Genomic DNA, 14,449 nt, shown 5'->3' with positions numbered 1-14,449 from the left:
TCACGGTGGCGGCAGACGGGCTGCCGACATTTGAAACTCTAGTCAACGCAGGCGTGACCTGTGTGAAAACCGACCGTCGGGCACTTATCCGATACGCGCCACACCAGCGAACCTGTGGGAGCGAGCCTGCTCGCGATAGCGGTGGGTCAGACAACATCAATGCCGGCTATACCGGCTTCATCGCGAGCAGGCTCGCTCCCACAGGGGGTTGGCGATTATCATGGGCCATTCCAATCCTGCATTCACGAGACCGCGCATGACTTTCGATTTTGATCAGGTGTTCGACCGCCATAACACCGGTAGCACCAAATGGAGCCGCTACCCGGTCGACGTGCTGCCGATGTGGGTGGCCGATATGGATTTTGCTGCGCCGCCGATGATCATCCAGGCCCTGCAAAAACGCCTGGAACACCCGATGGTTGGCTACAGCGTGGCCCCGGATGACTTGCGCGATGCCATCGTGGCCGACCTCTGGAACAAATACGCCTGGCGCGTCGAGCCGCAAGAGCTGATCTTTCTGCCGGGAGTCGAGTCGGGCTTCAACATGGCGCTCAAGGCGCTGGTCCAGCCGCCACAGAACGTCGTGGTGCAGGTACCCAACTATCCGCCACTGCGCCACGCGCCGGGTCATTGGGGTCTGAACAAGGTCGAGTTGAATTTCGACGAGCAGGCTGACGGCACTTACACCACACCGCTCGCCACCCTCAGTCAGTCGCTGCAAGGTGGCGGCGCGCTGCTGCTGAGCAATCCGCACAACCCGCTGGGCAAGGCCTTCCCGCGGGACGAATTGCAAGCGATTGCCGACATCTGCCTGGAACAGGGCGCCTGGATCATCTCGGACGAAATCCACGCCGAGCTGTGCTTCGACGGGCGCAAGCATATTCCGATGGCAACCCTGAGCCCGGAAATCGCCCGGCACACCATCACATTGATGTCGGCGAGCAAGGCCTACAACATCGCCGGCCTGAAAACATCGTTCATGATTATTCAGGACCGCGCGTTGCGCGAAAAGGTCAACCACGCCCGTTGCGGCATGGTCGACAGCGTCAACCCGCTGGGCCTGTTAGCCACCCGCGTCGCCTACAGCGAAGGCGGGCCATGGCTGGCGGAACTGAGCGCCTACCTGCAAAGCAACCGCGATTACCTGGTCGACGCCGTCCGCACCCGCCTGCCAGGTGTCACCATGAACGTGCCGCAAAGCACCTACCTGGCGTGGCTCGATTGCTCGGCATTGGGACTGGACAACCCGCAGCAGTTCTTCCTGGAACAGGCCAAAGTCGGATTGAGTCCTGGCCTGGATTTCGGCGATGACACCGGGCAATTCGTGCGCCTGAACTTCGGCTGCCCACGCGCGTTGCTTGAAGAGGGTATTGCGCGGATGGAGCGCAGCTTGCGCAATCGCAAGGCCTGATCCTCTCTCAACTTCACCACATCCCCCTGTGGGAGCGAGCCTGCTCGCGAAAGCGTCATTCCAGTCGACATTGATGTTGGCTGACATACCGTCTTCGCGAGCAGGCTCGCTCCCACAGGGATTTGTGGGGCATTTGGAATTATCGGCACCTGAAATCCAACCGAACTCAAGACAAAACCCAACGGTCAACCCTTTGACCCGATTGCCTTGAACCCGGAGATTGAAGATGACTGACTATCCAAAACCACCCTTCCCCAAACAAGCCCAAGCCGTCCCCGGTTCCCAGCGCAAGATGGACCCCGTCCCTGACTGTGGTGAGCAGTCCTATAAAGGCTCGGGCCGGTTGCAGGGCAAGATCGCCCTGATCACCGGCGCCGACAGCGGCATCGGCCGCGCGGTGGCCATTGCTTTTGCCCGCGAAGGCGCGGATGTCGCCATCGCCTACCTGAATGAACACGAAGATGCGCAGGAAACCGCACGCTGGGTTGAAGACGCCGGTCGTCAAACCCTGCTGCTGCCTGGCGATATCGCGCACAAAGCCCAATGCCAAGCCCTGGTGGACAAGACCGTCGAGCGTTTCGGCCGCATCGATATTCTGGTCAATAACGCCGCGTTCCAGATGACCCACGAAAACCTCGAAGACATCCCGGATGAAGAATGGGTGATGACCTTCGATGTCAACATCACGGCCATGTTCCGCATTTGCCAGGCCGCGCTGGAGCACATGAAACCGGGCAGCTCGATCATCAACACCAGTTCGGTCAACTCGGACATGCCCAAACCCACCCTCCTCGCGTACGCCACGACCAAGGGCGCAATTGCCAACTTCACCGGTGGGCTGGCGCAAATGCTTGGACCGAAGAATATCCGGGTCAACAGCGTGGCGCCGGGGCCGATCTGGACGCCGCTGATCGTCTCGACCATGCCTGACGAAGAGGTGCAAAACTTTGGTTCTCAAACTCCGCTTGGCCGCCCCGGCCAACCGGTAGAGGTGGCGCCTATTTATGTATTGCTGGCGTCGGATGAAGCCAGTTACATCACGGGGCAGCGTTATGGCATTACGGGCGGCAAGCCAATGCTCTGAAGGGAACCTGTCGACCTGTTCAGAACTCAACCGATCTGTTGGTGACTATTCTGATGGGAATGATTCTGGTGTAGTCCAACCTGCTGTCGCCTGAGTACCTGCGCGCGACCGACCGGTTGCTTCCCGGAGCCCTGCATCGCGACATCTGCCCGGCGAGTCAAGACATGAGTTTCATTCTATGGGTGGCGGTGCTGGGTGCCGTGCTGCTGACGCTGGCACTGACCTCGTCGTATCTGCGCTGGATGCCGGTGACCACGTCGGCGGTGTGTCTGGTGCTGGGTGCTGCGATTGGGCCCGGTGCACTTGGTTTATTGAAACTGAACACCGATGACGCCGCTGGCTGGATGGAGCACCTGACGGAAGTTGCGGTGCTGTTTTCGTTGTTTGTCTGTGGTCTGAAATTACGCTTGCCGCTCAAGGACAAGACTTGGCGAATCGCATTCGGGCTGGCCGGGCCGGTCATGGTCTTGACCATTGGCGGCGTGTGTTTGCTGCTGCACTACGGGTTCGGCGTGTCGTGGGGCGCCTCCGTGTTGATCGGCTCGGTACTGGCACCGACCGACCCGGTGCTGGCCGCCCTGGTGCAAGTCAATGATGCACGGGATGACGACCGTGTGCGCTTCGGTCTGTCAGGCGAGGCCGGGCTGAACGATGGCATCGCGTTTCCCTTCGTGATTCTCGGATTACTTTTGTTGCAGCACGACGGCGATCCCGGCTGGGTGGGTGACTGGGCGCTTAAAAGTCTGCTCTGGGCCGTTCCCGCCGGTTTGCTCACGGGCTACTGGATGGGGCGCGGTATCGGGCGCGTGACGTTGACGTTACGTATCCAAAACGATGACAGCACGCTATCCCCGAATGATTACCTCGCCCTCGCCTTGATCGCGCTGGCCTATGTTGGCGCCGAATTCATTCATGCCTATGGGTTTCTCTCAGTATTCGCCGCCGGCCTCGGCTTGCGGCGGGCCGAGGTCAAGACGGCCGGCGAATCGCTAGAGCCCGCCGAGCACCTGGTCCAGCCAGTGGTGGGTCACCAGAACGTCGAGCCGCAACATGCCGTGCGTGGCAATACCGACCATCTGGAGGACGGCCAGGTCGCGGCGGGCATCATGATGAGTGACATGCTCGCCTTCGGCGGCCTCGTGGAGCGGGCCATGGAAGTGTTTCTGGTGACGCTGCTGGGCGTGGTGCTGATCGCTCACTGGGATTGGCGCGCCTTGCCCATCGGCGGCGTGCTGTTTTGCCTGATCCGGCCGCTGAGCGTGGCCGTCATGCCGTGGGGGCGCCTGCTTGACTGGCATCAGCGTGCATTGATTGGCTGGTTCGGCATTCGCGGCATCGGCAGTCTGTATTACCTGTTTTACGCCTTGAACCACGGGCTCGGTCAATCGGTGGCGACGCTGTGTACCGACCTGACGTTATCGGTGGTCGCCCTGAGCATCCTGATTCACGGCTTGACGACCCAGCCCACCCTCGCGCACTACGAGCGTCTGAAAAAAAAATGAATTCCCCTTTTCACCCGGCAGTCACAGCTTTAATCCCGCTGTGTTTGTGCATCGCGGGATCCGACAGATTCGGTTCCACTGTGGCAACGACGCCTATTTAAAGGGACCCCGAAAAAAGGTGCCGGTCATCATGCAATATTCCTCCCCTGATCAAATCAAAGCCTGCCGGGCACTCGCCCTGGAACGTAACCGTCATATGTTCGAAGAGGCCCAGAACCTGAGCCGATGTGCTTTCGAATTGCTCGATGGCGGCGACCTTGATGCGCAGTTGTTTGATCGTTATCAAGCACTGCGCCGCAAAGCTGATTTGAAATTTCAGGAAGCGATTGAGCATCTGCAGCTACTCAACGAAGATTTCCCGCCGGTGCCACTGTCCACCAGCAACTCTCGTCAATTGCGCGAGCGGCTTGAACATCGAGCCTGAGCGAGAAAGAAGCCCGGCGATTGCCGGGCTTCTTTTTCACTGCAAAAAGACGGTGATTCAAGGTTGCTCGCACTGTGCCGCGAACTGCATGAGAAAAATATCTAACTCATGCAGCCTGCATGACCGCAGTTAGCCATCAAGCTGTTTAACTATTTGATTTGTATGGGCAATAACTCTCTCCAAAAGTCGGCACGACTCCTGCTCAATCAACTCAAGCGACTATCGGCCACTGAGACCGTTCGCGCTCACCCCTGTGATGACTTGAGAGACTTGACCATGAACGCCATCGATCTGTTGAAAGCTGACCATGAACGTGTAAAAGGCATCCTGAGCCAATTGAGCGAATCCACTGAACGCGGTGTTAAAAAACGCACCGAGTTGTTGGCCAAGCTGGAGATGGAAATCAGCATTCATACCCGACTTGAGGAAGAAGTCCTGTATCCGGCTTATAAAAAAGCCGGTGGCAAGGAGCAGGACGTGATGTATTACGAAGCCAAGGAAGAGCACCGTACTGTGGACTCGCTGGTGCTGCCGGACCTGAAAGTCACCGACCCTTCCACCCCGGAGTTTGCAGGTCGAGTCAAAGTGGTCAAGGAACTGCTGGAGCACCACATCGAGGAGGAAGAAACGGAAATGTTCCCCCAGGCGAAAAAGCTCCTGGGCAAAGCGACCCTCGAAGAATTGGGCGCACAGATGGAAATGTTGAAGGCTCAATACAAAAAAGAACTGAGCGACGGTAATCTCGCTGCTTGACTCGATCTGTAGCAGCTGGCGCAGCCTGCGTCAGCTGCTACATAAAGCATTTCCGTGTAACTGAATGGGGACTTGGAATTCACTTCATTGCCTGGGCAATGACCTCCACCAGATTGAGCTGGGTATAGGGTTTGGACAAACGCGGGAGCATGGTGGCGAAACCTTCGAGGCGTTCGGCGTAACCGGTGGCAAGGATGATCGGCAGATCGGGTTGCTTGAGCCGGATAGCCTGTGCCAATTGCGCGCCGTTCATGTGCGGCATGGCCATGTCGGTGATCACCAGGTCGATGTGCTGCTCGGTTTCGAACACTTCAAGCGCTTTGGCACCGGACATCGCCGCGACGACCCGGTGACCCAGATCCTCCAGCAACAGCCCGGTACTGGTTAACACCAGGCTGTCGTCGTCCACCACCAGTACACACAACTGGGCCACTGGCGCTGATTGTTCTTCGCCGATGACGGGCCTGATGTCCGATGCAGGGGTGGCGACCGGAATCCAGAGTTCAGCGGTGGTGCCTATGCCCTGGTGGCTCTTGAGTACGAACCGTCCACCCAATTGTTCAATAAAACCATGCACCATCGACAGCCCCAGGCCTGTGCCTTTCCCCACCCCTTTGGTGGTGAAAAACGGGTCCATCGCCGACGAGAGTGTTTCCTCATTCATTCCTTCGCCGGTATCGGTAACGCTCAGGCAGACATAAGCGCCTTCCTTCAGGGATAAACGAGTTTGATCGCGCGGCTCGGCTTTCCTGGCGCTGATGACGATTTCACCGCCATCGGGCATGGCATCCCGGGCATTGGTGACGAGGTTCAAAATGGCCAGTTCGAGCTGGTTGACGTCAGCGATGACCGGCTCAAGTTCTGCTGAAAAACGCGTCTCGAGGACCACTGAAGGCCCGAGTGAACTGCGTAACAACCCACTGATTCCTTCAATCAACGTGGGTATTTCCACCGATTCGAATTTGAGTTCCTGACGCCTGGCAAAGGCCAGCATGCGCTGAGTCAGGGACACACCGCGCAAGGCGCCTTGGCGGGCATTGTCGACCAAACGGGTCAGTTTAGGATCTTCCCCTATCCGTTTGCGCACGATTTCCAGATTGCCGAGGATCACCGTCAGCAAATTGTTGAAGTCGTGGGCAATCCCGCCGCTGAGTTGGCCGATGGCCTGCATTTTCTGCGCCTGGAACAACGCCTCGCGAGTGCGCTCAAGGTCTTGTTGGGCCAGGGTCGCCTCGGTGATATCACGGGTAATCTTGGCAAAGCCCAGCAGCGTGCCGGTATCGCCCCAGATCGGGTCCACCACGACGTGAGCAAAAAACCGTGTACCGTCCTTGCGCACGCGCCATGCCTTGTTTTCGAATCGCCCTTCCCGTCTGGCCGTCTCCAATGCCCGTTGCGGTTCGCCGGCTTCGCGGTCTTCAGGGGTATAGAACATCGAAAAGTGCTGGCCGATGACTTCTTCTGGGCGGTACCCCTTGATTCGCTGGGCGCCCTGATTCCAGTTGGTGAGGCGCCCATCCGGGGCAAGCATGTAAATGGCGTAGTCCGTGACGCTTTGAACCAGCAACCGGAACTGCTGTTCACTTTGCTTGAGGGTTTCCTCGGCCATTTTGCGGTCAGTGAGATCGCGGGTGATCTTGGCAAACCCCAGCAACTTGCCGGACGGGTCGCGAATCGGGTCGATCACCACGTGCGACCAAAAATGCGTGCCGTCCTTGCGCACCCGCCAGCCTTCACCTTCGAAACGCCCTTCATTAATCGCCGTGTCCAGCGCGCGCTGGGGTAAACCGGCACGACGATCTTCTTCGGTATAGAACCGCGAAAAGTGCTGGCCGAGAATCTCCGCTTCCTCGTAGCCTTTGAATCGACGGGCGCCGGCGTTCCAGCTGGTGATGATGCCGTCGGGATCGATCATGTAGATCGCATAATCCACCACAGCATCAATCAACAGGCGAAAGCGCATCTCCTCGATGGAGTTGGTTTTGGACGGCACATCACTCATCGATTACACCCGCAACTATCGTTTTAATGGAGTATGCGGTAAACCGTGAGTTTGAAAAGCCGTAATACGCTTGTTTATCGGTACACGTATTTGGCGATGTAGGCATGCAGGTCGTTGTAGACGAAGTCAGGCACCTGTGCCGCGTGTGCCTGGGTTTTGAGTAACGCCAAGTGGCATGTCTTTACCATCTCGTCGCGCTCCCTCAGGGTGGAGACGTGATTATTGATAATGCTGGCATAGGTGCTGCACGCGGTCGGTGCCGTTGGAGGGGTTATCTCGGTCGTGTCTTTTGTATACGTCTTCTGGAAGCGCGAAACCCGCTCTTTCAAACCGCCGAGCCCGCGTTCATAGACCGTGATCTGTGAGCCGCTGACCGCTTTCGAGGCGGTTTCAAAGGCCAGGATGATCGCCTGTGCGTGACTCATGCTGGCCTCCAGCGCCGAAGAGGTGACAAACCTTTCGAGTTCCTGCTTTTTAAGGCTGTTTAGGGCTCTTTTGATGCTCGACACGTGAGCGAACGCTTGATTGCAGCCAACGATATGCGTCTCGAACTGATACCCGGCGGCGGTTGCCAAAGGGGGAAAGGCGGCAAATTCGAGGCTGTCGAACGCACACTCCATGATGATGTTGTGTTTGAGGGTGAAGGCTTCGGTGAAAATCTTGGCGCACACCTCACGGACAAAGACCTCCGTGTGCTCATAGGCATGCAGGACTCCGAGCTTGATCATTTCGGCGTACTGCGGGTGTTTTTGTCGATACTCGGGCAAGTAAAGACGAACAAAACACTGATATCGGCTGGAAGGTAGAAGGCTTTTTTCCAGTAGATAGGTTTTGCCTGAGCCTTGCAGCCCGGCAACGATCAGTATTTTGGGGGTTGCCTGGGCGGTGATGCCACGGAACAACGTCGTTTTGATTTCATTGAATGCGGCAGTGACCTGCTCCGGAGTGTAAGCGTAGGTTGGTGCAACTGACATATCTTGATTTCCTTATCAAAGATTCGCTTGAAAGTGATGGCCTGCCCTTTGACTAAAGCGTTGATTAGACGATTGTTCAAATCGGCGTGTCTTTCAAGATATGTCGCTGTTTTATAAAGTAAAAAATCCTACTCGATCGCGCGAAAATGCGTCGACTCCACCGACCACCAACGTGGCAATAACTGTTTAACCTTGCTGTCACCAAACCGGTCATCGATGAGCATCACAACCCCTTGATCCTGCTGGGTGCGAATCACCCGCCCGGCGGCCTGCACCACTTTCTGCACCCCTGGAAACAGATAGGTGTAGTCATATCCGGCACCGAAAATGGCAGCCATGCGGTGTTTCAACTGTTCGTTGACCGGGTTGAGTTGCGCAAGACCCAAAGTGGCAATAAACGCGCCGATCAACCGAGCGCCAGGCAAATCGATGCCTTCACCAAACGCACCGCCCAACACCGCAAAGCCGATGCCTTGGCTGTGCGTGGTGAACTGGTCGAGAAAGTCCTGACGCTGCGCTTCCCCCATACCCCGAGACTGGGACCACAGGGTGATGTGCGGATGACGCTCGGCGAGCACCTGCGCCACTTGCTGCAAATAATCGAAGCTGCTGAAAAACGCCAGGTAGTTGCCGGGGCGCTCGCCAAATTGCCGGGCGATCAGCTCGACAATCGGCTCAAGGGACGCCTGCCGGTGGACGAAGCGTGTCGAGATCTGGCTGATGATGTGTACTTGTAGCTGATCAGCATGAAACGGCGACTCGACATCTATCCACACCGTATTCGCGGGGGTGCCCAGCAGGTCGGCGTAGTAGTGCCGGGGGCTCAGCGTTGCGGAAAACAGCACGGTACTGCGCGCAGCGGTCAGGCGTGGGCGGATGAAACCGGCCGGCACCACATTGCGCAGGCACAGCTGTGACAGTGGGCGCGGACGGTCGAGGTCACGTTTGCTGATGTCGAACAGGAACTGTTCATCGAAGAGTTCGGCCACCCGACAGAATTGCAGCATCTCGAAGTAGAAACTTTGCAGCGAGCTGTCCAGGCCCTGGGGGTGATCGTTGAGGTAGTCACCCATGCTCGCGCTGCACGAAGAAAAGGCCTGGAGCAGTTTTTCCGGAGGCTTGTCGTACGCCTGATACGCGCCGGATTGCAAGTTATGCAGCGCATTCCATTCCCGATTGACCCGCTGCAGGGATTTTTTCAGCGGCTCAGGCGCGGTTTTTCGTACGCCGTTGAGGGTCGACTGGTCGAGAATGGCGCTGTACATCTGCCGGCCACGCTCCACCAGGTTGTGGGCCTCATCGACCAGCACCGCAACGTTCCAGTTATTGGCTTGGGCGAGCCCGAACAGCAACGCACTGAAATCGAAGTAATAGTTGTAGTCCGCAACCACTACGTCGGCCCAACGGGCCATTTCCTGGCTCAGGTAATAGGGGCAAACCTCATGCGCCAGTGCCACCTCGCGCAACGCGCTCTGATTCAACAGGCTCAGCTCACTGGCGGCCTGTCGAGCGGCGGGCAAACGATCATAGAACCCTTGGGCCAAGGGGCAGGACTCGCCGTGGCAGGCTTTGTCCGGATGCTCGCAGGCCTTGTCCCGGGCGATCATCTCCAACACCCGAAGTGGCGGCGCATCGGCGCTTTGCAGAATCACCTGTGCCGCGTCCAGAGCGAGCTTTCGCCCCGGCGTCTTGGCGGTGAGAAAAAACACCTTGTCCAGTTGCAGCGGCGCCAAGGCCTTGAGCATCGGGAACAGCGTGCCCACGGTTTTGCCGATGCCGGTCGGCGCCTGGGCCATCAGGCAGCGCCCGGTGCTGACCGCTTTAAACACGGATTCGGCCAGATGCCGTTGCCCCGGACGAAACCGGGCATGGGGAAAGGCCAATTGCTGCGCCGCTTGATTGCGCGCCGTACGATGGGCCATTTCCTGCTCGGCCCAGTGCAAAAACAGCGCGCAATGATGTTCGAAGAACTGTTGCAGTTGCTCAGCGCTGAACGCCTCGACCAGACAGGTTTCCTTTTCGCTGACGATGTCGAAATACACCAGCGCCAGGTTGATCTGCGCCAGTTCCAGCTTGCGGCACATCAGCCAGCCGTAGACCTTTGCCTGCGCCCAGTGCAGCTGGCGGTGGTTGGACGGTTGTTTGCTCAAGTCTCCCCGATAGGTTTTGACTTCTTCCAGGCAGTTTTGCCCGGGATCATAGCCATCCGCCCTGCCCCTCACGTTCAAGGTTTTGTACGTGCCTTCAAGGGCGACTTCACTTTGGTAACCTTCGCTGCGCCGGGACGCGACCGTGCGGTGCCCGACGATGCCTTCCAGTGCCGTCGGTGACGGGGTGAAACGCAGGTCCAGGTCGCCGACCTTGGCGGTGAATTCACACAGCGCACGTACCGCGATGCTGTAGTTCAAGCGTTCTGCTCCGCCCATTGCACATAACAGACGGCAATGGGCATCTGATGCTCATGACAGAACTCCAGCCAGCGCACCTGGTTGTCCTGCAGGCGGTCGCCGGGGCCTTTGACTTCGATCATCCGGTAGGTCTTGTCCTGCGGCCAAAACTGGATCAGGTCCGGCATGCCGGCGCGGTTGGCCTTGATGTCCAGCAACAGGCGGTTGAACCAGTGCTTGAGGTGTTCCGCCGGAAGGCAGTCGAGTGCCTGATCGAGCAACGTTTCGTTGAGTACGCCCCAAAACACGAACGGCGACTGCACGCCCCACTTGGTCGCATAACGCTCACGAATCGTCTGCCGGTAACGACCGTCATCGAGTTCAGCCAGGCACGCCTCAAACAGTTCGGCACGGCGCGCGCAGAAGTCTTCATGCAACAGGTCGACCGGTCCACGCTGGAACGGGTGAAAGAACGCCCCTGGCAGCGGCGCGAAAATGGCCGGCCAGCACAATAAGCCGAACAGCGAGTTGATCAGGCTGTTCTCGACGTAATGCACCGGCGCGTGTTCTTCCGCCAGGTGTGCCTGCACGTAATTTTCCACCGACAGCGCCAGATCGGTTCTGGGCAGTTGAAGTTCCAGGCGTTGCATTGCTCGCGGGGCTGGCCGCTTCAGCGCCGGCCCGCCGAGTTTGCGCCGCAGTCTGGGCAACACGCGCAGTACATGCTGATGCTCGGCGGCGCTTTCCGGTGATTGCTGCGCATGGGCAGCCAGGTCCAGGGCGAGCTGAAAGTCACCGCAACGTTCCAGCACCCGAATCAGCCTCACGCGTGCGCCGGGATAGGCGCAGTCGCGATAAATCGTCAGCGCGCTGGCGAAATCGGCGATGCGCTCGCAGTGCTGCCCCATCTGAAACAGCAATTTGCCGCGACGACGCTGAAGCCACGGATTGCTGAGTGTCAGCCCATTGATGTGCTCGACGATGGACGCCAGCGGCTCTCCCGCCTCGAAATGCTGCTGGCATTGGTGCAGGAACAGGCACGCATCGACGTCCTCCCGGCTGCGCAAGCCCCTGGATTCAGCGCTGAATTCAACTTTTTCATAGGTAAAAATGCCGAGATCGGCCAGCACGAACTCCGACCAGTCCTGATACAGGTTGCCGAAGAACATCAGGCGAAACCGGTCACACAGGTCCATGACGGTCAGGGTGAACAGCCGGTCATTCAGTGCAGGGCACCATTGGGCAAAGCTTTGTGGCTCGGGAAACTGTTCGCTCAGCAGGGGGAGCCAATCACTTTTTTTGCCTTTGGGTTGATCAATGGCAGCGCCAAAGCACTGAACAATCTCAGCCTTGAGCAGCACATCGAACAATTCCTCAATGTGCAAGGGCGATACTTCATCGATCCAGCCTGCCGCCAGCAACGGCTCGGCAGCGCGGGCGATGTGACCGATCTCGACATAATTCAGTTTGCCGGCCCTGAAATGCACGCCCTTGCGCATCACCATCCTGACCAGCAGCGCCCGCGACTCCCTGGATAGTCGGGAGAAATCACAGATGAAGGTTTGTTCTTCAACGCTTAATAGATCGGCATATCGATGTTCAAGCCAGTCAAGCACTTGCATGAAGTTGTTAAGGTAATAGAACGGATCGTCGAGGGGATTTGCAGTCACAGGGAAAAGCGCCATGGCAAGCGAGTACTGGTTATGCGTACAGATAACAGCTACCCGCGGTGCGGTGCAAACGGAAAAGGATAAGCGGCGGCGTTATTCGGTCATTTTCAGGCGGGCATCGAACTATAGTTGATCAATAGCACCAACCGGCATCGAGGTCCTTTTCAACATTGTGAGAGGTCAATATGAACATCAGAACACTGGGTTTGCCGCTGACCATTGCAGCGTTGTCGGCCTTGGCCGGCTGCTCGACGCCGACGGTCGTTACCCTGCAAAACGGCACCCAGTATTTAACCAAGGACATGCCGGATACAAAAAACCCGGACGGCTTCTACGAGTTCGAGGATATTTCAGGCAAGACGGTGAGGGTCAATGCCAAGGAAGTGGCCACGATTCGCCCGGAAGAAGATTGAAGACCGCGTATCGTTTATCGTCGGAACGCCGCCCGGAGCCGGCTCGCTCCCACAGGGATCTTGTGAACACCAGAGATTCACTGTGCGAGCCTGCTCGCGAAGGGGCCCTTACCGGCGCCCCATAACCATCAGGCAATCACAATCCCTGAGCCCGACAAACTGTCCAGCCCGACGCCGACCAGCGTCACCGCAAAGTCACCGACCTCAAGCACGGTGTCATGGCCCGACTGCGAAGCATGCTGCTTGTAGTCATAACCCTGCCCCGCGCCTTGAATGCCCATGAACACCAATTTGTCGCTGCCCTGGTAGCCGTTGATCGAATCGAAACCGAAGGCACCGCTGAACAGAAACGTGTTCTGACCACCGACGGTGTGCATGACGTCATTACCCGTGCCACCGACGAAGGTCACGTGGCTTTTGTCGCTGCGCAGCAAGTCGTCGCCGGCATTGCCGAACAACCAGTCACCGTCGATGCTCGCCGTCAGCGTGTTGCCGTAGGCGTCCCCGTTGAGCGAATGGTTGTAGTGAGTCAGCTCGGTGCCGTTGAGCAAACCGTTGGCGGTAACGTTGTACGTCACGTCCTGGGTGCTCCACCACGAACCGGACTCCTTGCCGACCAGTGCGCCGATGTCGCGGGTCATGCTGATGCCGCCGTAGGCATCGCGCACATACAGGGTGCCGTCGCCATCGTTGGCTACGCTGAAGTTCTGTAGCGGCTTTTGCAATTCGAGGGTATTGCTGCCCTTGCCGCCCAGCAGGATGTTGTAGCCGCCGTCATCGCGGAACCGGTCGTTGCCGTCACGGCCTTCGATGAAGTCATTGCCGGCGCCACCCTTGAGCAGATCGTTGCTGTCGGTGCCGATGATGAACGTGCTGCCGGTATGGGGCTCGCCGCTGCGGCCAAGGTCCTCGACCCAGGTCTTGCCCCGGGCCGATTCCGTCAGGTTGGAAACGATCAGCGTCGAGTCCTTGCTGGTCAGGTCGTAGAAGCGCGAGTCGATCACCCGGTTCAGACCGTCGGCATACCCCAGCGAACCGTGCGCCGACCAGTTCAGCGGATTGAGGATGCTGAACGGCAGCAGATTCTGCGCGGTGGACGCGTACTGGTCATTGAAGTTGACGATGTTGTTGGTCGCCGACGCTTGATGACCGTCGTGCTTGCCCAGCGAACCGCTGCTGAACGTGGTGCCGTCGAGTACGCGAAAGACCGGATCGTTCTCGTACCCGATGTTCAGCACCCGGTCGCCAGTGGCGCTTTGGGTCGGCGAGGCGAAGGCCACGTAGTTGGCATCCTTGAAGAATCCGCCCCAGTTGTTGCCGCTCAGCTCGGCGAGGCTGTTGACCCCCAGCCCGCCAAGACTGTGGCCGCTGACCAGCACATCCTTGGCTGTGATGCCATGGGCGATGGCAAACGCGGCAACGTCCTTGAGCAAAGTGTCGAACGCATTTTTCGTGTAGCTCTTCGCATAATCCACCGGTCCGATGGCGGCCAGCAGGTTGTTTTTCATGTCACCGAAGGTGTCGCCATACCCAAGGCCGCCGGTGCCGCGAAAGGCTATGCCGATCCCGATCAGCTTGCCTGCCGCGTCGTATTTGCCAAGCACTTCGGCCTCGGCGCTGGTGAAGCCAGCCTTCTCACCATAAAAGGTGCCTTGTGCGCCGACCTTGCCTTGATAACCCAAAGCCGCCGCTTGTATCGGCGCCCAGGCGGTCGCCGGCAGCGGCTGGCCCGTTGGCGTATATGCATACAGCGTCAACGCGATGGCATCGCTGTACAGCGCTTTGCCATCGGCCTGTTTGTAATCAAAAATTCCCATGTTGTCGCTTCC

11 protein-coding genes are annotated in these 14,449 nt (G+C 58.2%); 6 read left to right on the top strand and 5 right to left on the bottom strand.

Features of this window, described 5'->3' with window-relative positions; translation table 11 throughout:
• Positions 1–256 precede the first annotated feature (256 nt).
• From J2Y56_RS21140 to J2Y56_RS21120, 5 genes are all read left to right on the top strand, one after another.
• The gene (locus tag J2Y56_RS21140) at positions 257–1,411 is read left to right on the top strand and encodes a PatB family C-S lyase (protein ID WP_310352470.1); all 1,155 of its coding nucleotides are present in this window, start codon (positions 257–259) and stop codon (positions 1,409–1,411) included.
• Positions 1,412–1,637: 226 nt separating this feature from the next.
• Positions 1,638–2,495 (top strand): SDR family oxidoreductase, encoded by an 858-nt coding sequence (locus tag J2Y56_RS21135; protein ID WP_310352468.1) that lies wholly within the window; start codon positions 1,638–1,640, stop codon positions 2,493–2,495.
• 164 nt (positions 2,496–2,659) lie between these two features.
• Positions 2,660–3,997, top strand: a complete 1,338-nt coding sequence (locus J2Y56_RS21130; protein WP_007944942.1) for a sodium:proton antiporter — start codon at positions 2,660–2,662, stop codon at positions 3,995–3,997.
• A gap of 130 nt (positions 3,998–4,127) precedes the next feature.
• Entirely contained in the window at positions 4,128–4,421 is a 294-nt protein-coding gene (locus tag J2Y56_RS21125) for a hypothetical protein (protein WP_007944941.1), read from the top strand.
• Positions 4,422–4,697: 276 nt separating this feature from the next.
• A complete protein-coding gene (locus J2Y56_RS21120; protein WP_007944940.1) occupies positions 4,698–5,174 on the top strand; it encodes a hemerythrin domain-containing protein in 477 nt (158 codons plus the stop codon).
• 79 nt (positions 5,175–5,253) lie between these two features.
• On the opposite strand, the gene J2Y56_RS21115 is transcribed toward J2Y56_RS21120, so the two are convergent.
• The 4 genes from J2Y56_RS21115 to J2Y56_RS21100 form a co-directional block, all read right to left on the bottom strand.
• Positions 5,254–7,176: a PAS domain S-box protein gene (locus J2Y56_RS21115; RefSeq protein ID WP_310352464.1), complete on the bottom strand. Its 1,923-nt coding sequence runs from the start codon at positions 7,174–7,176 to the stop codon at positions 5,254–5,256.
• Between the two features lie 74 nt (positions 7,177–7,250).
• The gene (locus J2Y56_RS21110) at positions 7,251–8,150 is read right to left on the bottom strand and encodes a zeta toxin family protein (protein WP_310352462.1); all 900 of its coding nucleotides are present in this window, start codon (positions 8,148–8,150) and stop codon (positions 7,251–7,253) included.
• Between the two features lie 128 nt (positions 8,151–8,278).
• On the bottom strand, positions 8,279–10,558 hold the full coding sequence (locus tag J2Y56_RS21105) for an ATP-dependent DNA helicase (protein WP_310352459.1): 2,280 nt from the start codon (positions 10,556–10,558) through the stop codon (positions 8,279–8,281).
• Positions 10,555–12,222, bottom strand: a complete 1,668-nt coding sequence (locus tag J2Y56_RS21100) for a VRR-NUC domain-containing protein (RefSeq protein WP_310352456.1) — start codon at positions 12,220–12,222, stop codon at positions 10,555–10,557. Before J2Y56_RS21100 ends, J2Y56_RS21105 begins: the two co-directional genes overlap by 4 nt.
• Before the next feature lie 170 nt (positions 12,223–12,392).
• Between J2Y56_RS21100 and J2Y56_RS21095 the strand changes: the two genes are divergently transcribed.
• On the top strand, positions 12,393–12,620 hold the full coding sequence (locus J2Y56_RS21095; protein WP_007944935.1) for a YgdI/YgdR family lipoprotein: 228 nt from the start codon (positions 12,393–12,395) through the stop codon (positions 12,618–12,620).
• Positions 12,621–12,748: 128 nt separating this feature from the next.
• Here J2Y56_RS21095 and J2Y56_RS21090 read toward each other — a convergent pair whose 3' ends face one another.
• The gene (locus J2Y56_RS21090; RefSeq protein WP_310352455.1) at positions 12,749–14,437 is read right to left on the bottom strand and encodes a polyurethanase; all 1,689 of its coding nucleotides are present in this window, start codon (positions 14,435–14,437) and stop codon (positions 12,749–12,751) included.
• Between the last annotated feature and the right edge of the window lie 12 nt (positions 14,438–14,449).

It is taken from the genome of Pseudomonas sp. BE134, from assembly GCF_031456105.1.
In the GTDB taxonomy this organism is placed as follows: domain Bacteria; phylum Pseudomonadota; class Gammaproteobacteria; order Pseudomonadales; family Pseudomonadaceae; genus Aquipseudomonas.
Note: the sequence above shows the minus strand (reverse complement) of the source record. Positions and strands in the feature narration are given on the sequence as shown.

What these genes read in the sequence shown, in the direction of transcription:
- J2Y56_RS21140 (WP_310352470.1), top strand. Translation starts at nt 257, where the DNA reads ATGACTTTCGATTTTGATCAGGTGTTCGACCGCCATAACACCGGTAGC.
- J2Y56_RS21135 (WP_310352468.1), top strand. Translation starts at nt 1,638, where the DNA reads ATGACTGACTATCCAAAACCACCCTTCCCCAAACAAGCCCAAGCCGTC.
- J2Y56_RS21130 (WP_007944942.1), top strand. Translation starts at nt 2,660, where the DNA reads ATGAGTTTCATTCTATGGGTGGCGGTGCTGGGTGCCGTGCTGCTGACG.
- J2Y56_RS21125 (WP_007944941.1), top strand. Translation starts at nt 4,128, where the DNA reads ATGCAATATTCCTCCCCTGATCAAATCAAAGCCTGCCGGGCACTCGCC.
- J2Y56_RS21120 (WP_007944940.1), top strand. Translation starts at nt 4,698, where the DNA reads ATGAACGCCATCGATCTGTTGAAAGCTGACCATGAACGTGTAAAAGGC.
- J2Y56_RS21115 (WP_310352464.1), bottom strand. Translation starts at nt 7,176, where the DNA reads ATGAGTGATGTGCCGTCCAAAACCAACTCCATCGAGGAGATGCGCTTT.
- J2Y56_RS21110 (WP_310352462.1), bottom strand. Translation starts at nt 8,150, where the DNA reads ATGTCAGTTGCACCAACCTACGCTTACACTCCGGAGCAGGTCACTGCC.
- J2Y56_RS21100 (WP_310352456.1), bottom strand. Translation starts at nt 12,222, where the DNA reads ATGGCGCTTTTCCCTGTGACTGCAAATCCCCTCGACGATCCGTTCTAT.
- J2Y56_RS21095 (WP_007944935.1), top strand. Translation starts at nt 12,393, where the DNA reads ATGAACATCAGAACACTGGGTTTGCCGCTGACCATTGCAGCGTTGTCG.
- J2Y56_RS21090 (WP_310352455.1), bottom strand. Translation starts at nt 14,437, where the DNA reads ATGGGAATTTTTGATTACAAACAGGCCGATGGCAAAGCGCTGTACAGC.